Below are 23,024 nucleotides of genomic sequence, written 5' to 3' on the forward strand. Positions count from 1 at the left end.
GCCGGGCGTCCCGGCCCGTTCAATGGGGCCCGGCGCCGCGGGGGAAGGGGCCAGACCTTCCGCCCGGTTGCCGCATCCGGCGACGGGGCGCAGACTGGCTGCGATGCACCCGCCCAAGGAGGACGCCATGCGCAAGCTGTTGCTGGCCCCGCTGCTGCTTCTGCCGCTCGCGCCGCTGCCGGCGCCGGCCGAGGGGTTGATGATCGCGCCGGTGAAGCTGCTCGACACCTCGCACGAGGCCCGCGACCAGAGCGCGGATCACCAGCGCCGGCAGGCGCTGCTGGTCTCGGTCCTGGCCGAGGAACTGCCGGGCACGCCGATCACCGCGCAGCAGGTGGCCGCCGCCTGCCCTCGCGAGACCGCGGATTGCCTGGTCGCGCTGCTGCGCGACCGCGGTGGGGATCGCGGGCTGTTCGTGGTGGTGCAGAAGACCAGCACGCTGATCCTGCAGATCTTCGCCTCGCTGGTGGACCTGAAGGACGAGAGGCTGATCCTGCACAAGGAACTGAACTTCCGCGGCGACAACGACGAGTCCTGGCGCCGCGCCGGCCGATTCCTGGCGCGTCAGCTGCGCGAGCCGGGCTGAGGCGCGATCAGGCCGATCTCGCGCAGGACGGCCTCGATGGCGGCGGGGCCAGTGCCGCGCATCTCGGCCAGCAGCGCGTCGAAATCCCGCCGCAGCCGGGCCTTTTCCTCGCCCCGGCAATCGTTCCAGGGCCGGCCCTGCAGCGCCATGTGCAAGACGTAATAGCCGATGAAATGCGGGCGTTCCCCCGCCCGCAACAGGGCGCGATAGGCCGCGTGCGCACCCATGGCCCGCAGCGCCCGCGCATCCGCCACCCCGGCCGCGACCAGCGCCCGGGCGGTGGCGGGGCCGATATTCGGCAATTCGGTCAGGTCGGTCATTCCTTGCGCCCCGCTTTCCAAAGCCCCTGTCTTGCTGTATCAGCGCAGCAACTCCAAGGACAGCACGGCATGACGGACCAAGCCAATACCCCGGCGGCGAAGAAGCTTTTCATCAAGACCTATGGCTGCCAGATGAACGTCTATGACAGTCAGCGCATGGCCGAGGCCATGGGCGCCGAGGGCTATGTCCTGACCGAGAACCAGGCCGAGGCGGACATGGTGCTGCTGAACACCTGCCACATCCGGGAAAAGGCCGCCGAGAAGCTGTATTCCGACCTGGGCCGGCTGAAGCCGCTGAAGGCCGAGCGCCCGGACCTGAAGATCGGCGTCGCCGGCTGCGTGGCCCAGGCCGAGGGCGCCGAGATCCAGCGCCGCATGCCGATCGTGGACCTGGTGGTCGGGCCGCAGGCCTATCACCGGCTGCCGGCCATGGCCCGCGCCGGGCGCGGCGTCGATACCGAATTCCCGGCCGAGGACAAGTTCGAGCACCTGCCCAGGCCCGCCGCCACCCGCCGCGCCCCCGCCGCCTTCCTGACCGTGCAGGAGGGCTGCGACAAGTTCTGCGCCTTCTGCGTCGTGCCCTATACGCGCGGGGCCGAAGTCTCGCGCCCCGTCTCGCGCATCCTGTCCGAGGCCCGCGACCTGGTCGCCCGCGGCGTGCGCGAGATCACGCTGCTGGGCCAGAACGTCAACGGCTGGCACGGCGAGGGGCCCGAGGGGGCCGAATGGGGTTTCGGCCGGCTGATCCGGGCGATCGCGGAAATCGACGGGCTGGACCGCATTCGCTACACCACCAGCCACCCCAATGACATGGCCGACGACCTGATCGCGGCGCATCGCGACGAGCCGAAGCTGATGCCCTACCTGCACCTGCCGGTGCAGTCGGGCAGCGACCGCATCCTCAAGGCGATGAACCGCAAGCACACGGTCGACCAGTATCTGCGCCTGATCGACCGCATCCGCGAGGCGCGGCCCGACATCATGCTGACCAGCGATTTCATCGTCGGATTCCCCGGCGAGACCGAGCAGGACCACCGCGACACCCTGGCGCTGGTGCGGGCGGTGAATTTCGGCACCGCCTTCAGCTTCAAGTATTCGCCGCGTCCCGGCACCCCGGCCTATGAGCGGCCCGAGATCGACGGCGACACCGCCGACGCCCGCCTGCACGAATTGCAGGCGCTGCTGACCAGCCAGCAGAAGGCGGCGCAGCAGGGCATGGTCGGGCGTGAGCTGGGCGTGCTGTTCGAGAAGCCCGGCCGGTTGCCCGGCCAGATGGTGGGCAAGTCGGATTACCTGCACGCCGTCTTCGTCGAGGCGCCGCAGGCCGCGGTGGGCGACCTGGTCCGGGTGCGCATCACCCACAGCGCCCCGAATTCGCTGGCGGGCGAGCTGGTGGCCTGACCCGCCGCCGAGGTTGGGGCGGGCGCTATTTCGCGCCCAGCCGCTCCAGTTCCGGGAACTTGTGCCAGGGCACGTCGCTGCGGTTGCAGATCGGGTGGTCCAGCGTGCCGCCGGCAGGCTTGCCGTCGCGCAGCGGGATGCCGATATTGTGCACGCCGGTATAGATGCCCGAGACGTTCTTGCTGTCCGCCCGGACGCAGACACCCTGCACGCCGTCGCCGAAGCTCGCCACGTTCGAGATCTCGGCATGGCGGATCGAGGCCGGGTCATAGGCCAGCCGGGCGGCGCCGGCGGCCAGCTCGGCCCGCAGCGCGTTGCTGGGCGGGGTCGAGCGGGCGATGATCTCGCCGTATTCGTCGCGGACGCCGCAGGCGGCCAGCAGCAACAGGCTGCCCGCAAAGATCATGCCGAGTTTCATTTCATGCCCCTTGGTCCAATGCCGTCCTTGATAGCGAGGCTAACGGTGCAGCGCCGCGAAGAAAAGGCCAAGCTTTGCCGGCCGGCGCCCACGGGCCGCGCCAGATTCTTCGCCGCGGCATCTTGACGAGGGAACGGGCAGGGGCCATGCCGCTGGCATGGGACTCGTCATCGATATTCCGGCCATCGCGGCCAACTGGAAGGCGCTTGCGGCCAAGGCCCCCGGCGCGCGGGCGGCGGCCGTCGTCAAGGCCGATGCCTATGGGCTGGGCGCCGCGCGCGTCGCGCCCGCGCTTTACGAGGCGGGCGCGCGGGACTTCTTCGTCGCCCTTGCCTCGGAAGGGCGCGCGCTCCGGCCGCTGCTGGCCGAGGATGCGCGCATCTTCGTGCTGTCGGGCCATATGGAGGGCGAGGATCTGGCGGGGCTGATCCCGCTGCTGAACAGTCCCGAGCAATTCTTCCGCGACCGGGCCTTGCGGCCGCGCGGGGCCTTCGGCATCCAGCTTGACAGCGGCATGAACCGGCTGGGCTTCGAGCCCGGCGAATGGGCCGCCGTACGCGCCGAGGCGCTGGCGGGCGGGCCGGCTCTGATCATGTCGCACCTGGCCTGCGCCGACGAGCCGGATCACCCGGCCAATGCCCGGCAGCGCGCCGCCTTCCGGGCGATGACCGAGGGCGTGGCAGCGCCGCGCTCGCTGGCGGCGACCGGCGGCATCCTGCTGGGCCCGGATTATCATTTCGATCTGGTGCGCCCCGGCATCGGCCTTTACGGCGGCGAACCCTTCACCGGGGCCCGGCCGGTGGTGACGCTGGCGCTGCCGGTGATCCAGACGCGCGAGGTGAAGCCCGGCGAATCGGTGGGCTACGGCTACAGCTGGACCGCCGCGCGCCCGTCGCGGGTGGCGACGGTGGCCGCGGGCTATGCCGACGGGCTGGCGCGGGCGCTGGCGCGGGACGGCAAGCTGAGCCTCTGGGCCGGCGAGCGTGCCTGCCCGGTGATCGGCCGCATCTCGATGGACCTGATCACCGTGGACGTGACCGACCTGCCGGACGTGCCGCCGGCGCTGGAGATCCTGAATGCCCGGCAGGGCGTCGACGACCTGGCGGCGCTGTCCGGCACCATCGGCTACGAGATCCTGACCTCGCTGGGCCGGCGCTACGAGCGTCGCTGGCTGTGAACCCCCTCCGGCTGACCGGGCGGGCGGCCATCGGCCTGATCCGTGCCACCGGGCGGGTGGCGCTGTTCGCCGGCCGGGGCTTGGCGCGGCTGGGCCAGCACCCCGCGGAACTGGCGCGGCAGATGCTGCATATCGGCTGGCTGTCCTTGCCGGTGGTGGGGCTGACGGCGCTGTTCACCGGCGCGGCGCTGGCCCTGCAGATCCATTCCGGGGGAGAACGCTTCCAGGCCGGCGACGTGGTGCCCGCCATCGTCGCCATCGGCATGGCGCGCGAGCTTGGCCCGGTGCTGGGCGGGCTGATGGTCGCGGCCCGCGTCGCCAGCGCCATCGCGGCCGAGCTGGGCACCATGCGCGTGACCGAGCAGATCGACGCGCTGGTGACGCTCTCGACCGATCCCATGGGCTGGCTGGTCTCGCCCCGGCTTTGGGCGGCGCTTCTTTGCGTGCCGGTGCTGGTGGGTGTCGGCGACGTGATCGGCATAATGGGCGGCTGGCTGATCGGGGTGAATGCGCTGGGGTTCAACTCGGCGACCTATTTGTCGAATTCCTGGGCCTATCTGGAAAGCTGGGACGTGGTCTCGGGCCTGCTGAAGGGCGCGGTCTTCGGGCAGATCGTGGCGCTGTCGGGCTGCTGGTTCGGCATGACGGCCGCCGGCGGCGCGGCCGGGGTCGGACGGGCGACGACCAATGCCGTGGTCGCGGCCTCGGTCGGGATCCTCGCCGCCAATTTCGCGCTGACGGGGCTGTTCTTCTGATGCTCTCGGTGCGCGGTCTTTCCAAGAGCTTCGGCGCCAAGCGGGTGCTCGATGGCGTGGACCTGGACCTGACCGAGGGCGAGAGCCTGGTGGTCATCGGCGGCTCGGGCACCGGCAAGTCGGTGCTGCTGCGCTGCATCCTGGGACTCGAGACGCCGGATGCCGGCGCGATCCTGTGGCAGGGCCGGCCGCTTGCCGGGCAGCGGCAGGCCTTCATGGAGCATTTCGGCATGCTGTTCCAGAACGCGGCGCTGTTCGACAGCCTGCCCATCTGGCGCAACGTCGCCTTCCGCCTGCTGCGGACCATGCCGAAAGCCCGCGCCCGCGCCATCGCCGTGGAAAAGCTGGCCCGCGTCGGCCTTGGCCCCGAGGTGGCGGACCTTTACCCGGCCGAGCTGTCGGGCGGCATGCGCAAGCGCGCCGGCCTGGCCCGCGCCATCGCCGCCGACCCGAAGGTGATCTTCTTCGACGAGCCGACGACCGGGCTGGACCCGATCCGGGCGGCGGCGATCAACGCGCTGATCCGCGGCATCGTGGACGAGACCGGCGCCACCGCCATCACCATCACCCATGACATGAGCTCGGTGCGCAGCATCGCCGACCGGGTGGCGCTGCTGGATCGCGGGCGGGTCCGCTGGCAGGGCGCGGTGGCCGGGATGGACGCGGCCGGGGACGACTACCTGCGCGACTTCATCGCCGGCCGCGCCCGGCCCATGGCGCGGGGTCCCGGCGCGTGATGGCCGTTTTTCCGCCGAATCCGGTGCGCGGCGAAAACAGCGGCCCGGCCCCCCTTGTGCGAATCCCGCACAGTTGCAACCATGGGTTACTGAGAACCCCACCTCGGAGACGAATTTGGGTCTGACCCCTACGCATCCCGCGACCGCGACCCCCGGCGAAACCCTGCTGGAATTCCACGACAACAGGCTGCTGATCGACCTCTGCGGCCCGCATGACCGCCATCTCGCCCGGATCGAGGAGGCGCTGAAGGTGCATATCCTGCGACGCGGCAACCTGCTCTCGGTGGTCGGCCCGGTCGATGCCCAGGCCGAGGCGGCGCAGGTGCTGCGCGCGCTTTACACCAGGCTGGAACAGGGCCGCCCGGTCGAGATGGCCGAGGTCGAGGCGGCGCTGCGCATGGGCGCCGAGACCGTGGCCGACGGGCCGAGCCCGGCCGAGCAGCTGGAAATGTTCCAGACCGGCCCGATCGAGCTGCGCACCCGCAAGAAGACCGTCGAGCCGCGCACCGACGCGCAAAAGGACTATGTCCGCGCGCTTTTCGCGAACGAGCTGGCCTTCGGGATCGGCCCGGCCGGCACCGGCAAGACCTATCTGGCCGTCGCGGTGGGCGTCACCATGCTGATCGGCGGCCATGTCGACAAGATCATCCTGTCGCGCCCGGCCGTCGAGGCGGGCGAGCGTCTGGGCTTCCTGCCCGGCGACATGAAGGAGAAGGTCGATCCCTACATGCAGCCGCTCTATGACGCGCTGAACGACTTCCTGCCGGCCAAGCAGGTGCAGAAGCTGATGGAGGAGAAGCGCATCGAGATCGCGCCCCTGGCGTTCATGCGCGGCCGCACGCTCTCGAACAGCTTCGTGGTGCTGGACGAGGCGCAGAACGCCACCACCATGCAGATGAAGATGTTCCTGACCCGGCTGGGCGAGGGATCGCGCATGGTCGTGACCGGCGACCGCACCCAGATCGACCTGCCGCGCGGTGTGCATTCCGGCCTGACCGATGCCGAGAAGATCCTCAAGGACATCAAGGGCATCAGCTTCAGCTACTTCACCGCCAAGGACGTGGTGCGCCACCACCTGGTCGCCCGCATCATCGAGGCTTACGATGCCGAGGCCGAGGCGGCGCTGGCCCGGGGCGAGCCTTTCGACGAGCGCGGCCAGCGCATCCCGCGCCGCGAGCCGCGGCTGGCAAGCGGAGGGCCGGGCGATGCCTGACAGTCAGGACGGTGCCGGAAAGGCGCTGGAGATCGTCGACATCGTGCTGGAGGACGACCGCTGGGAGGATGCCGGCCTGCCCGCCATGGCCGAGCGCGCCGCCCGCGCCGTGGGCGAATGGCTGGACCTGGGCGAGTTCCAGGTGGTGGTCATGGGCTGCGACGACGCCCGCATCGCGACGCTGAACGCCGAGTTCCGCGGCAAGCCCAAGCCGACAAACGTGCTGAGCTGGCCGGCGGTGGAATTCGGCCCCCGGCCGCCGGGCGCGCATCCCGACCTGCCCGAGATCGAGGAGCTGGGCGACATCGCCATTTCCTACGACACCTGCCTGCGCGAGGCCGAGGCGCAGGGCAAGCCCTTTGCCGATCACGCCACGCATCTTCTGGTCCATGCCATCCTGCACCTGGCAGGCTATGATCATATGGACGACCAGGACGCAGAAACCATGGAGGATGCCGAGCGTTCGATCCTTGGCAAGCTGGGCATCCCCGACCCCTATCTGGAACACGAGACATGAGCAACGACCGAAGTCCCGACACGCCCGTTTCCGCCGACCCCGCCTCATGGGCGGATGGCATAGGTGGGGAGGGGCGTGACCTGCCGCAATCGCGCGGCTTCCTGGGGCGTATCCTGGGCGCCTTTGCCGCCGGGGACGAAGCCGAAACCGCCGCCGAGCGTCAGGAAAAGGCCCCGGCCGCGGCGCCAGCCGGGGTGCCGGGCATGGTCAACCTGCGGCGGATGCGGGTCGACGACGTGGCCATCCCCAAGGCCGAGATCGTCGCCGCTCCGGTGACTGCCACCCTGCCGGAACTGGTCGAGATGTTCCGCGAGCACGGTTTTTCCCGCATTCCGGTGTTCCGCGGCACGCTGGACAGCCCGCTGGGCCTGATCCACCTGAAGGACCTGGCGTTGAAATACGGCTTCGGCGCCCAGGTTCCGGTCAAGTTCGCGCTGCGCCCGATGTTGCGGCCGCTGCTTTACGTCCCGCCCTCGATGCCCATCGGCGTGCTCTTGCAGCAGATGCAGCAGAAGCGCATCCACATGGCGCTGGTGATCGACGAATATGGCGGCGTGGACGGGCTCGTCACCATCGAGGACCTGATCGAGCAGGTCATCGGCGAGATCGAGGACGAGCATGACGAGATCGAGGGCGGGCTCTGCATCGCCGAGAAGCCCGGGCAATGGCTGATCCAGGCCCGCGCGCCGCTCGAGGATGTCGAGGCCGAGACCGGCCTGCGCCTTGCCTCGGACGAGGAGGAGGACGAGATCGACACGCTGGGCGGGCTGATCTTCATGCTGACCGGCCGTGTGCCGGTGCGCGGCGAGGTGATCCCGCATGAAAGCGGCGCCGAGTTCGAGATCATCGACGCCGATCCGCGCCGCATCAAGCGTGTGCGCCTGCGCCTGCCGCGCGCCGCGGCCCCGGCCGAGCCAGCGGATTAAAGCGCAGCGAAGGCCGGGGCATGGGCGATGCGGCTGCCGGCGGGCAGCTGCGGTCCCAGCGCCATCAGATGCGGCCCGGCATAGGGCGAATCCAGCTCGGCCGGGATGAAGCCGAAGCGCCCGTAATAGGCCGGGTCGCCCAGCACCACGATCGCATGGTCGTCGAAGGCGGCAAGCGCGGCCCGGACCAGCGCCGCGCCGATGCCGCGCGACTGTACGGCGGGATGCACGGCCAGCGGCGCCAGCGCCAGCGCCGGCGCTTCGGCCCGCAGCGGCGACAGGGCGACATGGCCGATGATGGTGCCCGCCGCCTCGGCGACCAGCGACAGGGCAAGGCTGTCCTCGGCCCGCAGCGCCTCGATCAGCCGCGCCTCGGCCGCGCCGCCGAAGGCGCGGGTCAGCAGCGCGGCGATGGCGGCGTGGTCCTGCGGCTCCTCGGCGCGGATGCGGGGCGCGGGCTCGCTGCGGGTGAAGTCGCGCTCGATGCCGTGGCTTTCCCGTCCCCAGCGGCTGCCGTGCAGCCGGGCGCGATGGGCCTGGAAGGCGGCCTCGTCGGCATATAGCTCGTTCAGTTCCCAGACCAGCGGATCATCGGCCTGGGCAAGGTCGAAGCGCAGGTTGCCGGGTTCGGCCCGGCTCAGCGCGACATGCTCGGTCAGCAGGTCCAGCGCCAGCAGCATCTGCGCCGTATCCTTGCAGATCAACCGGCCCGAAAGCGCGACCAGCGGCGGTTCCAGCCGGATCTCCTCGCCACCCCGGGCAAGGGGGGGCGCGTGGTTGTGGTGATGTCCGCAGGCGCAACTCATGGCAAATTCCCTGGTCTCAGTCACTTGGCGCAAGTCCGGCTGGTCCGGATGCGGGAACCGCCGGCGCCAGGGCGCCGCATCCCGTTCCCGAACCTGCCGGCTGCGATACCCCATCGGGCGGCATCGAGCCGGCTTTGTCAATTTGCGCGGCGCATTTTGTTGCGATTGCCGCATGAGGTGCGCCTCGGGGCCGGAAACGGAAAGGGCGGCCGCTACGCCGCCCTTCGTCGATCATTCCCACTCGATGGTGCCGGGCGGCTTCGAGGTGATGTCATAGGTGCAGCGGTTGATGCCCTTGACCTCGTTGATGATCCGCGTCGCGGTTTCGCCAAGGAACTCATGCGTGAAGGGGTAGTAATCCGCCGTCATGCCATCGACCGAGGTCACCGCTCGCAATGCGCAGGCATAGTCGTAGGTGCGCCCGTCGCCCATCACGCCTACGGTGCGGACGGGCAGGATGGCGACGAAGGCCTGCCAGATCTCGTCATAAAGCCCGTGCTTGCGGATCTGGTCGATGAAGACCGCATCGGCCTTGCGCAGGATGTCCAGCTTGTCGCGGGTGATCTCGCCCGGGCAGCGGATGGCGAGGCCGGGGCCGGGGAAGGGGTGGCGGCCGATGAATTTTTCCGGCAGGCCGAGTTCGCGGCCGAGCGCGCGCACCTCGTCCTTGAAGAGCTCGCGCAAGGGCTCGACCAGCTTCAGCCCCATCTTCTCGGGCAGGCCGCCGACATTGTGGTGGCTCTTGATGGTCACCGAGGGGCCGCCCGAGAAGCTGACCGATTCGATCACGTCCGGGTAAAGCGTGCCCTGTGCCAGGTATTCCGCGCCCTCGATCTCGCTTGCGTATTTCTGGAACACGTCGATGAACAGCTTGCCGATGGTCTTGCGCTTGACCTCGGGGTCGCCGATGCCCTCCAGCGCGGACAGGAACAGCTCGCTTTCGTCGGCATGGATCAGCGGGATGTTGTAATTGTCGCGGAACATGGTCACGACTTCCTCGGCCTCGTTCAGCCGCAAAAGCCCGTGATCGACGAAGACGCAGGTCAGCTGATCGCCGATCGCCTCGTGGATCAGCACCGCCGCGACCGAGCTGTCGACACCGCCGGAGAGGCCGCAGATCACGCGCTTGTCGCCCACCTGCTCGCGGATCTTGCGGATCGCCTCCTGGCGATAGCTGGCCATGGTCCAGTCGCCGGTGAAGCCTGCCATGTGCACGAAATTCTCCAGCATGCGGCGGCCGTTCGGGGTGTGATGCACCTCGGGGTGGAACTGCACGGCGAAGAACTTGCGCGCCTCGTCCGCGATCATGGCGAAGGGAGCGTTGGGCGAGGTGCCGATCACCTCGAAGCCCGGCGCAAGCTGGGTCACGCGGTCGCCATGGCTCATCCAGACTTCCTCGCGTCCGGTATCGAACAGGCCGGCGAAGATGCCGTCGCCCTTGTGGCCTTCGGCGGGCGCGATGAAGGCGCGGCCATATTCGGCATGGTGGCCCGATTCGACGTGGCCGCCCAGCTGCTCCATCATCACCTGCTGGCCATAGCAGATGCCGAAGATCGGCACCTGCATGTCGAAGAGGCTCTGCGGCGCGCGCGGCGAATCCGCCTCGGTAACCGAGGCGGGACCACCCGACAGGATCACGGCCCGCGGGGCGAAGTCTTTCAGGAAGGCGTCATCGACCGCGTTGAACGGGTGGATTTCGCAATAGACGTTCAACTCGCGCAGGCGGCGCGCAATCAGCTGCGTGACCTGGGAGCCGAAATCGATGATGAGAAGGCGCTGATGCTGGGTCATGGCAAGGCTTTAGGCTGCGGCTTGGCGCTGCGCAAGAGGCAGGCGGCGACCCGGATTGCAGCGTTGCATGGGTATTTGGAAAACGGAAAGCGGCAAGGGCCATGCGCTCTGGCCGGGAAACTGCGCGCGACCTGCAGCTTTCCGTTTCTCAAATACCCCATCCGGCCGTGCCACCAGGCGGGTCAGCGCCAGAGAATCCCCAGGGCCTCGGCCGGGTCCGGTTCCGACCAGATCTCGGCGCCGAGGGCGATGAAATCCGCGACGGGCGCCAGCTGGCCGATCAGCGCCGGGGTCAGGGCTCCTTCGGCGATGACGGGGATCTCGATCACCTCGGACCACCATTGGAACAGCTCCAGCGGCGCGATCTCGCCATGGCCGAGCACGGTGGCGCCGCAGGGGCCGAAGCTGACGTAATCCGCCCCGGCCTCGGCCGCGTTCATGCCATCATGGCGCGAGGCGCCGCAGAAGGCGCCGACGATGGCGTCCTGGCCCAGTTCCTTGCGGGCATGGCGCACGCCGCGCGCGCCATTGCTCAGATGCACGCCGTCGAGCCCGTGGCGCTGCGCCAGTTGCACATGGTCCTCGATCACCACTGCCACGTCGCGGGCATGGGCGATCTCGCGCGCCAGGTCGGCGATGCGGCCCAGCTCCTCCTCGGTGCCGGCGCCGGGGATGCGCAGGCAGGCGATGGGAAAGCGGTCCATGACCTCGGCCAGCAGCGGCCCGAGCGTCGAGGCGGCCGCGCCGACCGGCGTGATCAGGTAGAGTTGCGGCGTATTGGGCTGGTCTGTCATGGCACTGTCATCCCTCGTGTTCCGTCCGCAGATAGCGCAGCGCCGCGCGCCTTGCCAGTGCTTCGCGGGAAGGATATGGCCGCGCGCATGGAACCCGCGATCATTCTCGTGCGCCCGCAGATGGGCGAGAACATCGGCGCGGCGGCGCGCGCCATGCTGAATTTCGGCCTGACCGACATGCGGCTGGTGGCCCCCCGCGACGGCTGGCCCAATCCGCGCGCCGTGGCCATGGCTTCGGGCGCCGCCGGGCGGGTGCTGGACCGGGCGCGGGTGTTCGCGACCCTGGCCGAGGCGATGGCGGATGTGGATCACGCCTATGCCACCACCGCGCGCGGCCGCGAGTTGACCAAGCCGGTGCTGACCCCGGCGACGGCCATGGCCGATGCCCGCGCGCGGGTGACGCAGGGCGGCCGGGTGGCGGTGATCTTCGGTCCCGAGCGCGCCGGCCTGGAGAACGACGACGTGGCGCGCGCCAACGCCATCATCACCGTGCCGGTCAATCCGGATTTCCCCTCGCTGAATCTGGCGCAGGCGGTGCTGCTGACCGGCTACGAATGGGCGCGGGACAGCCTGCCGCCCCAACCCGCCCCGCAGGGCCGCCGTCCCGATGGCGAGGCGCCGGCGACACGGCTGGAGATCGAGCGCCTGGCCGACCACTGGGAGGAGCGGCTGGCCGAGGCCGGCTTCTTCTTCCCGCCCGAGAAGGCGCCGGCGATGAAGCTGACGCTGCGCAACCTGTGGTCGCGCCTGCCGCTGACCCGTGCCGATGCGCGCATCTTCCACGGCATGCTGCGGCAATTGATCCGGCGCGGCTGATTGAACGGGGTTGATTGATTTCCGGGCGCGCGCGGGCCAAGGTCGCGCCCGATCGAGAAGGAAGCTGACATGGCAAGACGTCCCGTCTTTCAGGAAGTCACCGAGACGACCCCGCAGAGCAAGCCGCCCGCCGGCGGCATGATCGACGCCGGCAACAAGGGCGCGCGCGGGGCGATCCGCATCTGGCTGATCGTGCTGTTCGTCATGGTCGCGGCGATGATCGCGCTGGGTGGCGCGACGCGGCTGACCGGCTCGGGCCTGTCGATCACCGAATGGAAGCCGGTGACCGGGGCGATCCCGCCGATGGATGCCGCCACCTGGCAGGCCGAGTTCGACAAGTACCGGCAGATTCCGCAATTCCAGCTGGTCAATTCCGACATGGACCTGGCAAGCTTCAAGCGCATCTACTGGTGGGAATGGTCTCACCGGCTGCTGGGACGGCTGGTGGGGCTGGTCTGGGCTGCGGGCTTCGTCTTCTTCCTGGCGACGCGGCGCATCCCCGCCGGCTGGACGCCGCGGCTGCTGGTGCTGGGCCTGCTGGGCGGCGCCCAAGGGGCCATCGGCTGGTGGATGGTGCATTCGGGCCTGTCGGGCGAGATGGTGCGCGTGGCCTCCTACCGGCTGGCCGTGCATCTGGGGCTGGCCTTCGCCATCCTCGGCTGCATCGCCTGGTATGTCCTGCAGCTGTCGCGGTCCGAGGCGGCGCTGCTGCGCGCCCGCCGGGCAGGCGAGGCGAGGCTGTTTTCCATGACCACCGGGCTCATGCACCTGGCCTTCCTGCAGATCCTGCTGGGGGCGCTGGTCGCCGGGATCGACGCCGGCCGCATGTATACCGGCTGGCCGACCATGGGTGGCGAATGGATCCCGGCCGAGATCTGGGACGCGGCGCTGGGCTGGCGCAATGTCTTCGAGAACCCGGCGCTGGTGCAGTTCATCCACCGCATGACCGGCTATCTGCTGGCGGGTTTCGCCGTGGTGGTGTTCCTGCGCGCCCGCCGCTCGCCGCATCCGGTGACGCGCGGCGCCTATGGCGCCATGCTGGCGGCGCTGGCGGTGCAGGTGTTCCTGGGCATCATGAACGTCATCCATGCCTCGCCCCTGCCTTTGGCACTGGCGCATCAGGTCATGGCCGTGGCACTGTTCACCCTGATCCTGCGGGTGCGCCACCATGCGCGCTATCCTTTTGAAACCTCGGTCCGGGGAACTGTCCGATGAGCGCTTTCGACGAACTTCTCGCCTTCCAGCGCCAGACCGAGGCGCTGTCCTCGGTCGCCGAACGCCTCGGCTGGGACCAGGAAACCGTGATGCCGCGCGGCGCGACCGAGCAGCGCGCCGAGGAAATGGCGGCGATGGAAGCGGTGCTGCACGAGCGGCGCACCGATCCGCGCCTCGGCGAATGGCTGGACCAGGCGGTGCCCGAGGACGATGAGGACGCCCGCATCATCGAACTGATCGCCCGCGATTTCCGGCGCGCCTCGCGCATTCCGGCACGGCTGGCGATGGAACTGGCGCGGCAAACCTCGCTGGCGCAGGGCGTATGGGCCGAGGCCCGCGCCAAGGACGCGCCCGAGGATTTCCTGCCAGTGCTGAACGACATCCTGATGCTGAAGCGCGAGGAGGCGGCCGCGCTGGCCGATGGCGGCGATCTCTACGACGCGTTGCTGGACGATTACGAGCCGGGCGCCACCCAGGCGCAGATCGCGCGGCTGTTCGACGCCATGCGGCCGCGGCTGGTGGCGCTGCGCGAGGACGTGCTGGGCGCCGACTACCAGCCCGAGCCGCTGACCGGGCATTTCCCGCAGGAAACCCAGTTGCGCCTGGCGCGGACCTGCGCCACCGCCTTCGGCTATGACTGGACCCGGGGCCGCATGGACATCGCCGTGCATCCCTTCAGCTCGGGGCGCTGGCAGGACAGCCGCATCACCACGCGGGTGGTCGAGACCGACCCGTTCAACTGCCTCTATTCGACCATCCACGAGGTCGGGCATTCCAGCTACGAGCTGGGCATCGACCCCGATTATGCCTTCACCCCCTTGGGCCGTGGCGTCTCGATGGGCGCGCATGAAAGCCAGAGCCGCATCTACGAGAACCAGCTCGGCCGCGGCCGCGCCTTCACCGGCTGGCTCTACCAGCGCATGTCGGATGCCTTCGGCGGACTGTCGCTGCCCGATGCCGATGCCTTCTACGCCACCGTAAACCGCGTCACTCCCGGCTTCATCCGCACCGAGGCCGACGAGGTGCAATACAACCTGCACATCATGCTGCGCTTCGACCTGGAACGCGACCTGATCGCCGGCCGGCTGGATGTCGAGGATCTGGTCGAGGCCTGGAACGCCCGTTTCCTGCGCGATTTCGGCGTGGCGGTGGACCGGCCGGCCAATGGCGTGTTGCAGGACGTGCATTGGGCGGTGGGGCTCTTCGGCTATTTCCCCACCTATGCGCTGGGGAATGTCTATGCCGGCTGCCTGCATGCCGCGCTGCGCGCCGCCGTCCCCGATCTCGACGAGGCGCTGGCGCGCGGCGAGGCCGACCCGGCGGTGGAATGGCTGCGCGAGAACATGCAGCGCCATGGCGGGCTCTACCCGCCGCGCGAGCTGATCGAGCGCGCCACCGGCGCCGAAGTCAGCGAGCAGCCGCTTCTCGACTACCTGGAAGAGAAATTCTCGGCCATCTACCGGCTTTGATGCCGGATTTGGGTATTTGCAGAACGAAGAAGCCGGGCGCTGTGCCCTGGTCTTCTTCGTTCTGCAAATACCCATTCAACGCTTCGACAGTCGCAGATGGATGCCGTTCTTGCCGCGCAGGGTCAGACGCATGATCGGCACGGGCCTTTCGGGTCCGGGTTGCAGTCGATAGGCCCCGACCAGGGCCGAGAGCAGCAGCGGCCCCTCGATCATGGCGAAGCCGGCGCCGGGGCAGGCGCGGGCGCCGGCCGAAAAGGGGATATAGGCGTCGCGCATGCAGGCCTTGCCGTTCTCGGTCTGCCAGCGGCCGGGGTCGAAGCCGTCGGGATTGTCCCACAACCGCTCGTGGCGGTGCAGGTGCCAGGGCGACAGAACCAGCTGTGCGCCTCTGGGGGCCCGGCGGCCGCGCAGGGACTCGGCATGGGCGCATTGCCGCACCGTCATCGCGACCGGGGGATAAAGCCGCAGCGCCTCGCGGAACACGGCGCGGGACAGCGGCAGGGCCTTGATGGCGGCGAAATCGGGGGAGAGGTTCCGGCGCGCTTCCTCGGCGAGCCGGTCCTGCCAGTCGGGATGCTCGGCCAGCAGGTAGAGCGCCCAGGCCAGCGCCGAGGCGCCGGTTTCGTGGCCGGCCAGGAAGAAGGTCGCGACCTCGTCGACCATCTCGGCGGCGGTGAAGACTGCGCCGGTCTGGGGATCGGGCGTGGTCATGATCCGGGTCGCCAGGTCGGCGGGTGCCTCGTCCTGCTCGATCAGCGCCGCGCGGTCCGCTACCAGTTGCCGGATCAGGTCGCGGATGCGGCGGGCGCTGGCGCGGGTGCGGCGGCTGTGCAGCCGTGCCCAGCGCGGCAGCGGCAGCAGACCGCCCAGATTCACCATCGGCTGCGCGTCCTGGTGCTCGCGGAAGGACTGGAACACGCCGGCAGCGATGCGGTCCTCGATCGGGATCGAGAACAGGGTGCGGAAGATCACGTCGGCGGCGATGTGGCTGGTCAGCGGCTCGATGTCCACGTCCGCGCCATCGGCCAGCGGCGCCAGCCGGGCGACGCCGGATTGCGCGGCATCCCACATGGCGGCGAAGGATTCGCGCAGCCGGCCGCCCTCGAAGGCCTGGTCGATGATGCGGCGCTGGTGCTGCCAGGTCGCGCCGTTCGAGATGAAGCTGGAATTGCCCAAGAGCGGTTGCAGCCCGGCCGCCATGCGCGGCGATTTCGGGAAATCCATCGGCCGCTGCTTCAGGATCAGGTCGATCAGCCTGGGATCGTTGCAGGTGAAGCTGCGGATGAAGGGCGCGCGGAATTCGGCCATCCAGGCGCGATAAAGCCGGTCGGATTGCGCCGAGAGGATGTCCTGGCGGAAATCGCGCAGGAAGCGCCAGAGCGAGGGCTTGCCCGGGCGCGAGGCGGGTTTCGGCGGGATCATGTCGTGGTGAACCGGTTGACCGGCCGGGCGATGCGGCCCGGCGAATGGTCGCGGCCGGCGAAGCGCGCGCCAAGCGGCAGCGGCCCGGCGGTGATGGCGAAATAGTCGTAGTCGCCGGGGCGGTCGAAGGCGCAGAGATACTGGAAATGCAGCCGGAACCAGCGCCCGCGCAAGCTACGGCGCTTTTCCGGCGAGAGCGTCTGGGTGAAGGCGGCCGAGAGCACCAGCGGCTGCCGGCGGTCCGGCGGCTCGACGCCCGAGACCGCGACCGGATCGCAAAGGCCGAAGCAGCAGGCGTCGCCCGGGGCCGTCACATCGACCCAGTCGAGTTCCTCGCGCGCCGAGAGATAGCGCAGATCCGCCCGCAGCCGGTTCGCGCGCGGCAGGAAAGCGGCCATCGGCACGACATGGCCCAGCGACAGGTAGGAGAGCCGCGCGCCCGCCGGCACCCGGCCCGAGCGGATCAGGTCCGAGAGCACCGAGACGCCCAGATAGGCGCCCGAGCTGTGGCCGACCACCAGCACCTCGTCCCAGTCGCCTGCCAGCACCTCGGCGATGCGGTCGGCGAATTGCGCCAGCCGGGCCTCGAGCGCCGGGGGATAGGCGCCGCCGCCCTGGGCGGTAAAGGCATAGTCGTGCATCAGGTAATAGGCGAAGATCTTGCCGTCGAGCCGCCGCCACAGCTGCAGCCCGGCCCAGGCCACCGCCAGCGTGACCGGCAGCGCCAGCCAGGCCAGGCCGGTCAGCCGGCCGACGAGCCAGCCGAGGCCCGCGCCGACCAGCAGCGCCACGGCCAGTTGTGCCAGCAGCACCACCACCGGATAAAGCGCCGCGATCACCGGGCCGCGGCGCAGCCGCATCAGCCGGAACAGCGCCCCCGAGCCGATATAGGCCCAGGCGGTGCGGAAAAGCTGGCCATAGGTCGCGAGGATGCCCTGGCCCATCGAGCCCTGCACGATGTCGGCCCAGACCAGCACCTCGATTTCGGCCTCGGCCCGGTCGCCGTCGAAAGCGCCGCTGACGCCCCAGCCGAAGCCCTTGCGGTCGCGGCGTGGGCCGAATTCCAGCCCGTAGCCCGAGACGCGCGCCTGTTCCGCCCCTTCGCGCTTGTAAAGCTCGCGGTAGCGGCGCGGCGGGATCGGGTCATAGCCGGGGATGTAGAGGACGCGGCGGCGAAAGGGGCGGGTCATGTCACGGCAGTCGTTTTGCCGGTGCAGCATAACCCATCCGGGCGAGCGGACAAGTCAGGCCACGCTCCAGCGCGCCTCGAGCTTTTCGATGGCGGCGATGCGCGCTGCGGCCGGCGGGTGCGAGAGCAGCCAGGCCGGCGCTGCCGCCCGGCCCGCGCCGGCCAGCCGGTCGAGCTTGCGGAACAGGCTTTTCTGCGGCTCGGTGCCCAGCCCCGCCTTGACCATCAGCGCGCTGGCGAAGGCGTCGGCCTCGAACTCGTCCTGGCGCGACAGCCGGGCGGCGATGGCGCTGGCGGCGATATTGGCGATCCAGACGCCGATGCCGGGCAGGAAGCGGCCCAGCACGCCCGCCAGCACCATGCGCACCACGTTCTGGCCGGCGAAATCCACCATGCGGCGGCGGGTATGGCCATGGGCGACATGGCCCAGCTCATGCGCGATGACCGAGGCGAGCTCGGCCTCGGTCACCTCGCCGCGGTCCAGCCGGTCGAGGAAGCCGCGGGTCAGGAAGATGCGGCCGTCGGGTGCGGCCAGCCCGTTCACATGGCCGACCTCGTAGACATGGGCCCGCACCTCGGGCAGGTCCATGGCCCGGCCCAGCCGCTCCAGCATCGGTAGCAGCCGGGGATGGCGCAGCGGCGTGGACTTGGCGTTCAGCTCGGCCTTCAGCCGCCATGCGGAAAAGAACCACATGGCGGCGGCATAAAGCAGGATCAGCAGGATCGGCGTGAGCTTCAGCATGCCGCCAATATGGGGGGTGCGGCGGGATCAGCCAAGAAGGCGCATGGCCTGGGTCAGCCCCTCGAGCGTCAGGGGCTGCATGCGGTCTTCGAAGATTTCGCGGACCATGGCGATGGACCGGGTATGGCTCCAATGCCCGCGCGGCACCGGGTTCAGCCAGACATGGTCGGGCCAGGTCTCGCGCAGCCGCCTGAGCCAGGTCTCGCCCGATTCGGGGTTCCAGTGCTCGTTGGCGCCGCCGGGCACGGCGATCTCATAGGGCGACATCGAGGCATCGCCGACGAAGATCACCTTGTAGTCGCGGCCGAAGCGGTTCAGCACCTCCCAGGTCGGCGTGGTCTCGGTCCAGCGGCGGCGGTTGCCCTTCCACAGCGCCTCGTAGACGCAGTTGTGGAAATAGAAATGCTCCAGATGCTTGAACTCGGCGCGGGCGGCCGAGAACAGCTCGTCCACCAGCCGGGAATGGTCGTCCATGCTGCCGCCGGCGTCGAGGAACAGCAGCACCTTGACGGCATTGTGCCGCTCGGGCCGGGTCTGCACGTCGATATAGCCATGCTCGGCGCTGGCGCGGATGGTGCCGGGCAGGTCCAGTTCTTCCAGCGCGCCGTGCCGCGCCCATTGCCGCAGCCGCTTCAGCGCCACCTTGATGTTGCGGGTGCCAAGCTCGACCGAATCGTCGAAATCGCGGAATTCCCGCTTGTCCCAGACCTTGACCGCCCGGCGGTGACGGCTTTCGGATTGCCCGATCCGCACGCCCTCGGGGTTGTAGCCATAGGCGCCGAAGGGCGAGGTGCCGGCGGTACCGATCCACTTGTTGCCGCCCTGGTGCCGACCCTGCTGCTCGGCCAGGCGTTCGCGCAGCCGCTTCATCAGCTCCTCGAAACTGCCGGCGCCCTCGACCGCGGCGCGCTCCTCGGGCGTCAAGAGCTTCTCGGCCAGCTTTTCCAGCCAGTCGCGCGGAATCGAGACCTCGTTGACCAGCGCCTCGACCGGGATCTCGTCGAGACCGGCGAAGGCTTCGGCGAAGGCGCGGTCGAATCGGTCGATATGCGCCTCGTTCTTGACCAGCGTGGCGCGGGCCAGGTGATAGAAGCCCTCGGGCGACCAGTCCGACAGCCCGGCCTGCAGCCCGGCCAGCAGGTCCAGGTATTCCCGCAGGCTGGCTGGCACTCCGTGGCGGCGCAGACTGTCGAGGAACGGCCGGAACATCAGCCCATCCGGCTGAGGAATATGGTCAGGAACAGCCCGGCCACGGTCAGCGCCAGGGCATGGGCGGCGGCATATTGCAGCTTGTCGGCGCGGTTGCCGCCGGCTTTCGCGGCGCGCATCCAGCCGATCGCTGCGCCAAGGATGAATGCGGCGATCACGATCATGGCCCGGGCATAGCCCGGCCCCATGCGCCTGTCGAGGGGCAGGGTCCGGCAGGCCCCGCTTTCGCGCGCCCCCTTGAAGGCATGGCGGGCGCAGGTTACGTTCGAACCAACTTGTTATCGGAGGGCGTGACCATGGCGCCCAGGCGTCCTGCGGGTGCGGACGCGTTCCCGAGAAAAACGGTCGAGCCTTTCGTCACCCGCCCGGCCGAGGACGGGCCGCTCTATGCGGCCTTGGATCTTGGCACCAACAGCTGCCGGATGCTGATTGCCCGCCCCGCGGGCAGTCAGTTCCAGGTGGTGGACAGTTTCTCGAAGCCGGTCCAGCTGGGCCATGGCCTCGAGGCATCGGGCAGGCTGTCGCGTCCCTCGATGGCGCGGACGGTGCATGCCTTGCAGGTGTGCCGGCGTAAGCTCGAGGCGCACAAGGTCACGCGCATGCGCCTGGTCGCGACCGAGGCCTGCCGGCGCGCGCGCAACAGCCGCGACTTCCTGCGCATGATCCGGCGCGAGACCGGCCTGCCGGTCGAGATCATCGACGCCGAGGAGGAGGCGCGGCTGGCGGTGATTTCCTGCGCGCCGCTGGTCAGCCAGCGCACCGAGCAATTGCTGGTCGTGGATATCGGCGGCGGCTCGACCGAGCTGGTCTGGATCGACCTTGAGGATGTCGAGCCCGCCGAGCGCCCGCGCGCCATCATGCGGCTGGCCGACGGTTTCGGCGATCCGCGGCCGGGCGGCGCGCGGGTGGTGGACTGGATCAGCGTGCCGCTGGGCGTCGCGACGCTGCGCGACCAGTTCGAGGATGTCGAGGACGACCAGGGCCGCTTCGCGCTGATGTCCTGGCATTTCGAGGAGATGCTGTCGGATTTCGCGCCCTATTCGCTGACCCATGATTTCGCCGAGAATTTCCAGGTCATCGGCACATCGGGCACGGTGACGACGGTGGCGGCCAGCCATCTGGGCCTGCGCCGCTACGACCGGACCAAGGTGGACGGGCTGACCATGACCTCGGCGCAGATCGACCGGGTGATCCGCGACTATCTGTCGCTGGGCCCCGAAGGGCGGCGCGCCGATCCGCGCATCGGCCGCGAGCGCCACGCGCTGATCATGTCGGGCGCCGCGATCCTGCAGACGCTGATGCGGGTCTGGCCGACGACGCGGCTGTCGGTCGCCGATCGCGGCCTGCGCGAGGGGTTGCTTTACGCGCAGATGGTCAAGGACGGGGTGCTGGCCCCGGATGGAATGAACGGGGTGGCATGAGATGAGCGAAGGCAAGAAGCCGGGTTCGGGACGCAAGAGCTCGGGCCGCGGCCAGCGCGACCTGCGGGTGCGGGTGAAATCGGCCAAGGGGCGCAAGCTGTCCAGCACGCTGTGGCTGGAGCGGCAGCTGAACGACCCCTATGTCGCGCGGGCGAAACGCGAGGGCTATCGCGGCCGGGCCGCCTACAAGATCCTGGAACTGGACGACAAGTATCGCTTTCTGGTGCCGGGGGCGCGGGTGGTGGACCTGGGCTGTGCGCCCGGCGGCTGGTGCCAGGTGGCGGTGGCGCGGGTCAACGCGCTTGGCGACAAGCCCGGAAAGAAGGTCGGCCGGGTGCTGGGCGTGGACCTGCAGGAGGTCGATCCCATCGCCGGGGCCGAGATCCATCAGCTGGATTTCCTGTCGGACGGCGCCGACGAGCAGGTCAAGACCTGGCTGGGCGGCCGCGCCGACGTGGTGATGTCGGACATGGCGGCGGCGTCATCGGGGCACAAGGGCACCGACCACCTGCGCATCGTGGCGCTGGTCGAGGCGGCGGCGCAGCTCGCGTTCGACGTGCTGGAGCCGGGCGGCACCTTCGTCGCCAAGGTGCTGGCCGGCGGCGCGGAAAACGAGATGCAGGCCATGCTCAAGCGCAATTTCCGCAAGGTGGCGAATGTGAAGCCGCCGGCCAGCCGCTCGGATTCCTCGGAGAAATTCGTGGTGGCGCAGGGCTTCCGCGGCCGGGAGGGCGAGGCTGACGCAGAGGACGGGCCGGCCGATCCGGACTGACGTGCTGCGCTGCGTCGAGGAATTCGTGGAGGCGCCGGGGGTTCGGAACCGAAGGAGGCTGCCGGACAGGGCGCAGCCCAGGAGGGCGACAGGCCGGGCGGTCTGGTCCGAGCTGCGCCCCGGTGGGCTCGTGTCGAGGCGGCCCCGCAACGGATCGAAGCGTCAAGCCGTCCCGCTGCAGCCCGTGGCGGGTTGACCGTTCCTTCCCCGCCCGCAGCCGGCTGTCGATGGCGCTGGCAGGGCGCATGAAGGCGGGAAGTAAGCCGGTCCGCCTGCTTCCATCCCTCTCCGGCCTTTGCGGGTTGCGCGGTGCGCGCTTCCGCTTAGGGCGTGCAAAGCTGTCTGACGCGCGGGCCCTGTGCCGCGCTGCACGCAGGGGGACGATTCCGACGGCGCGGCTCCCCGGAGAGCGGATGGGCGATTCCGGACCTTCGTCCCGATCAGCCGGAATCCGGGGGCGCGTCGCCGCGGTTCTGCCGCATCAGCGCGCGATAGGCTTCCGGTGTGCGGCCGGTCGCGGCCTGGAAGGCGCGCATGAAATGGCCCAGCCCGGCATAACCCAGCGCCTCGGCGATCTCGGGGATCGGCTTGGCGCTGTCGCGCAGCGCCTCGGTCGCCGCTTGCAGCCGCAGGTCGTAGAGCAGGTCCAGCGCGCCGCGTCCCCGGCTCTGGCGGCAGGCGCGGTCCAGATGCGCCTGGGTGCAACCCAGCCGACGGGCCATCTCGGCGAGGGTCTGGTTGTGGTCGAGTTCCTGCCGGGCGAGCTGCAGGAAGCGCTCGGCCAGTGGCCGCGCCCCGGCCATACCGTCTTCGGCTTGCCGGAACGGGCCCGGCCGGTCCTGAAGCCGGGACAGCGCCACAGCGATCAGGCCCAGCTGGTGGCGCGTCGCCTCGTCGCCGCCGGGATGGCGCGCCGCCCCCTCGGCCAGGGCGAGGATGGCGGGGTCCAGAAGCCCGGCATCCTCGGGTGCCGGCAGGCCGCAGCGGAAACCCCGGGGCAGCGGCAGGTCGCGGAACCAGCCGGGTGGAATCAGCAGCGCCTGGCCGACGACATCGGCGGGCGGCTTCAGCGAAAAGGCGGTGCCGGCGGGGATGAAGGCCAGGCGTCCGGCGCCGACCGGGCGGTTGTGACGCGGAAACTGCACCGTGACCATGCCCGCGCCGGGCCGAATCAGCACATGGTCGCCGCGCACCCGCGGGGCGGGCAGCCCGGCCAGGCCGCGCGTGGTGCCGCCCCAGTGGAAGCCGGAAAGCGGGATCAGCCGCAGGCCGTCACCGGGCCGGCCGCGGGGCAGGGCGACCGGAGCCGGCCGGGCCGGCGCAGCCGC

24 protein-coding genes are annotated in these 23,024 nt (G+C 69.7%); 13 read left to right on the top strand and 11 right to left on the bottom strand.

The genetic code is table 11. The features are described 5' to 3' along the window. Positions 1 to 127 precede the first annotated feature (127 nt). On the top strand, positions 128 to 586 hold the full coding sequence (locus I9P22_RS09920) for a DUF2380 domain-containing protein (protein WP_199259329.1): 459 nt from the start codon (positions 128 to 130) through the stop codon (positions 584 to 586). Here the strand turns inward: I9P22_RS09920 and I9P22_RS09925 are convergent. After that, a complete protein-coding gene (locus I9P22_RS09925) occupies positions 565 to 906 on the bottom strand; it encodes a TfoX/Sxy family protein (RefSeq protein ID WP_199259330.1) in 342 nt (113 codons plus the stop codon). The genes I9P22_RS09920 and I9P22_RS09925 overlap by 22 nt on opposite strands. A gap of 69 nt (positions 907 to 975) precedes the next feature. Here I9P22_RS09925 and miaB point away from each other — a divergent pair, with 69 nt between their 5' ends. Further along, positions 976 to 2,307, top strand: a complete 1,332-nt coding sequence (gene miaB / locus I9P22_RS09930; protein ID WP_199259331.1) for a tRNA (N6-isopentenyl adenosine(37)-C2)-methylthiotransferase MiaB — start codon at positions 976 to 978, stop codon at positions 2,305 to 2,307. A gap of 25 nt (positions 2,308 to 2,332) precedes the next feature. On the opposite strand, the gene I9P22_RS09935 is transcribed toward miaB, so the two are convergent. Continuing rightward, the gene (locus I9P22_RS09935; RefSeq protein ID WP_199259332.1) at positions 2,333 to 2,725 is read right to left on the bottom strand and encodes a hypothetical protein; all 393 of its coding nucleotides are present in this window, start codon (positions 2,723 to 2,725) and stop codon (positions 2,333 to 2,335) included. Positions 2,726 to 2,882: 157 nt separating this feature from the next. Between I9P22_RS09935 and alr the strand changes: the two genes are divergently transcribed. The 6 genes from alr to I9P22_RS09965 all read left to right on the top strand — a co-directional run bounded on the left by alr (position 2,883) and on the right by I9P22_RS09965 (position 8,050). Then, positions 2,883 to 3,902, top strand: coding sequence for an alanine racemase (alr, locus tag I9P22_RS09940; protein WP_199259333.1), 1,020 nt, complete (start codon positions 2,883 to 2,885; stop codon positions 3,900 to 3,902). Next, entirely contained in the window at positions 3,899 to 4,657 is a 759-nt protein-coding gene (locus tag I9P22_RS09945; protein ID WP_199259334.1) for an MlaE family ABC transporter permease, read from the top strand. Before alr ends, I9P22_RS09945 begins: the two co-directional genes overlap by 4 nt. Next, on the top strand, positions 4,657 to 5,394 hold the full coding sequence (locus I9P22_RS09950) for an ABC transporter ATP-binding protein (RefSeq protein ID WP_199259335.1): 738 nt from the start codon (positions 4,657 to 4,659) through the stop codon (positions 5,392 to 5,394). Before I9P22_RS09945 ends, I9P22_RS09950 begins: the two co-directional genes overlap by 1 nt. Positions 5,395 to 5,509: 115 nt before the next feature. Then, positions 5,510 to 6,607, top strand: coding sequence for a PhoH family protein (locus I9P22_RS09955; protein WP_199259336.1), 1,098 nt, complete (start codon positions 5,510 to 5,512; stop codon positions 6,605 to 6,607). After that, positions 6,600 to 7,124 (top strand): rRNA maturation RNase YbeY, encoded by a 525-nt coding sequence (gene ybeY, locus I9P22_RS09960; protein WP_199259337.1) that lies wholly within the window; start codon positions 6,600 to 6,602, stop codon positions 7,122 to 7,124. Before I9P22_RS09955 ends, ybeY begins: the two co-directional genes overlap by 8 nt. After that, on the top strand, positions 7,121 to 8,050 hold the full coding sequence (locus tag I9P22_RS09965) for a CBS domain-containing protein (protein WP_199259338.1): 930 nt from the start codon (positions 7,121 to 7,123) through the stop codon (positions 8,048 to 8,050). Before ybeY ends, I9P22_RS09965 begins: the two co-directional genes overlap by 4 nt. On the opposite strand, the gene I9P22_RS09970 is transcribed toward I9P22_RS09965, so the two are convergent. From I9P22_RS09970 to I9P22_RS09980, 3 genes are all read right to left on the bottom strand, one after another. Next, positions 8,047 to 8,856, bottom strand: a complete 810-nt coding sequence (locus tag I9P22_RS09970; RefSeq protein WP_199259339.1) for a GNAT family N-acetyltransferase — start codon at positions 8,854 to 8,856, stop codon at positions 8,047 to 8,049. The genes I9P22_RS09965 and I9P22_RS09970 overlap by 4 nt on opposite strands. Positions 8,857 to 9,087: 231 nt before the next feature. Continuing rightward, positions 9,088 to 10,647, bottom strand: coding sequence for a glutamine-hydrolyzing GMP synthase (guaA, locus tag I9P22_RS09975; protein WP_199259340.1), 1,560 nt, complete (start codon positions 10,645 to 10,647; stop codon positions 9,088 to 9,090). 182 nt (positions 10,648 to 10,829) lie between these two features. Continuing rightward, a complete protein-coding gene (locus tag I9P22_RS09980) occupies positions 10,830 to 11,441 on the bottom strand; it encodes a thiamine phosphate synthase (protein ID WP_199259341.1) in 612 nt (203 codons plus the stop codon). A 75-nt stretch (positions 11,442 to 11,516) separates the two neighbouring features. Here I9P22_RS09980 and I9P22_RS09985 point away from each other — a divergent pair, with 75 nt between their 5' ends. The 3 genes from I9P22_RS09985 to I9P22_RS09995 all read left to right on the top strand — a co-directional run bounded on the left by I9P22_RS09985 (position 11,517) and on the right by I9P22_RS09995 (position 14,941). After that, positions 11,517 to 12,257, top strand: coding sequence for an RNA methyltransferase (locus I9P22_RS09985; RefSeq protein WP_199259342.1), 741 nt, complete (start codon positions 11,517 to 11,519; stop codon positions 12,255 to 12,257). A gap of 69 nt (positions 12,258 to 12,326) precedes the next feature. Beyond that, positions 12,327 to 13,472 carry a heme A synthase gene (gene ctaA / locus I9P22_RS09990; RefSeq protein ID WP_199259343.1) on the top strand — a complete coding sequence of 382 codons (1,146 nt, stop codon included), beginning with the start codon at positions 12,327 to 12,329 and terminating at the stop codon, positions 13,470 to 13,472. After that, the gene (locus tag I9P22_RS09995; protein ID WP_199259344.1) at positions 13,469 to 14,941 is read left to right on the top strand and encodes a carboxypeptidase M32; all 1,473 of its coding nucleotides are present in this window, start codon (positions 13,469 to 13,471) and stop codon (positions 14,939 to 14,941) included. Before ctaA ends, I9P22_RS09995 begins: the two co-directional genes overlap by 4 nt. A 75-nt stretch (positions 14,942 to 15,016) precedes the next feature. On the opposite strand, the gene I9P22_RS10000 is transcribed toward I9P22_RS09995, so the two are convergent. Genes I9P22_RS10000 through I9P22_RS10020 form a run of 5 tightly spaced genes read right to left on the bottom strand, consistent with a single transcriptional unit; the run spans position 15,017 to position 19,667 of the window. Further along, complete coding sequence (locus I9P22_RS10000; protein ID WP_199259345.1) at positions 15,017 to 16,363, bottom strand: cytochrome P450; 1,347 nt, start codon at positions 16,361 to 16,363, stop codon at positions 15,017 to 15,019. Further along, positions 16,360 to 17,553: a hypothetical protein gene (locus tag I9P22_RS10005; RefSeq protein WP_199259346.1), complete on the bottom strand. Its 1,194-nt coding sequence runs from the start codon at positions 17,551 to 17,553 to the stop codon at positions 16,360 to 16,362. Before I9P22_RS10005 ends, I9P22_RS10000 begins: the two co-directional genes overlap by 4 nt. A gap of 54 nt (positions 17,554 to 17,607) precedes the next feature. Continuing rightward, entirely contained in the window at positions 17,608 to 18,294 is a 687-nt protein-coding gene (locus I9P22_RS10010; RefSeq protein WP_199259347.1) for a M48 family metallopeptidase, read from the bottom strand. Between the two features lie 27 nt (positions 18,295 to 18,321). After that, on the bottom strand, positions 18,322 to 19,503 hold the full coding sequence (locus I9P22_RS10015; RefSeq protein WP_199259348.1) for a vWA domain-containing protein: 1,182 nt from the start codon (positions 19,501 to 19,503) through the stop codon (positions 18,322 to 18,324). Next, positions 19,503 to 19,667, bottom strand: a complete 165-nt coding sequence (locus tag I9P22_RS10020; protein WP_199259349.1) for a hypothetical protein — start codon at positions 19,665 to 19,667, stop codon at positions 19,503 to 19,505. The genes I9P22_RS10015 and I9P22_RS10020 overlap by 1 nt, the downstream gene beginning before the upstream one ends. Positions 19,668 to 19,799: 132 nt before the next feature. Here I9P22_RS10020 and I9P22_RS10025 point away from each other — a divergent pair, with 132 nt between their 5' ends. Beyond that, a complete protein-coding gene (locus tag I9P22_RS10025; RefSeq protein ID WP_199259350.1) occupies positions 19,800 to 20,924 on the top strand; it encodes a Ppx/GppA phosphatase family protein in 1,125 nt (374 codons plus the stop codon). 1 nt (position 20,925) lies between these two features. Then, positions 20,926 to 21,696, top strand: coding sequence for an RlmE family RNA methyltransferase (locus I9P22_RS10030; RefSeq protein ID WP_199259351.1), 771 nt, complete (start codon positions 20,926 to 20,928; stop codon positions 21,694 to 21,696). A gap of 440 nt (positions 21,697 to 22,136) precedes the next feature. Here the strand turns inward: I9P22_RS10030 and I9P22_RS10035 are convergent. Further along, positions 22,137 to 23,024: helix-turn-helix transcriptional regulator (locus I9P22_RS10035; protein WP_199259352.1), on the bottom strand; the 888-nt coding region annotated here is incomplete at its 5' end.

Source organism: Paracoccus binzhouensis (assembly GCF_016446475.1).
Taxonomy (GTDB): Bacteria; Pseudomonadota; Alphaproteobacteria; order Rhodobacterales; family Rhodobacteraceae; genus Paracoccus; species Paracoccus binzhouensis.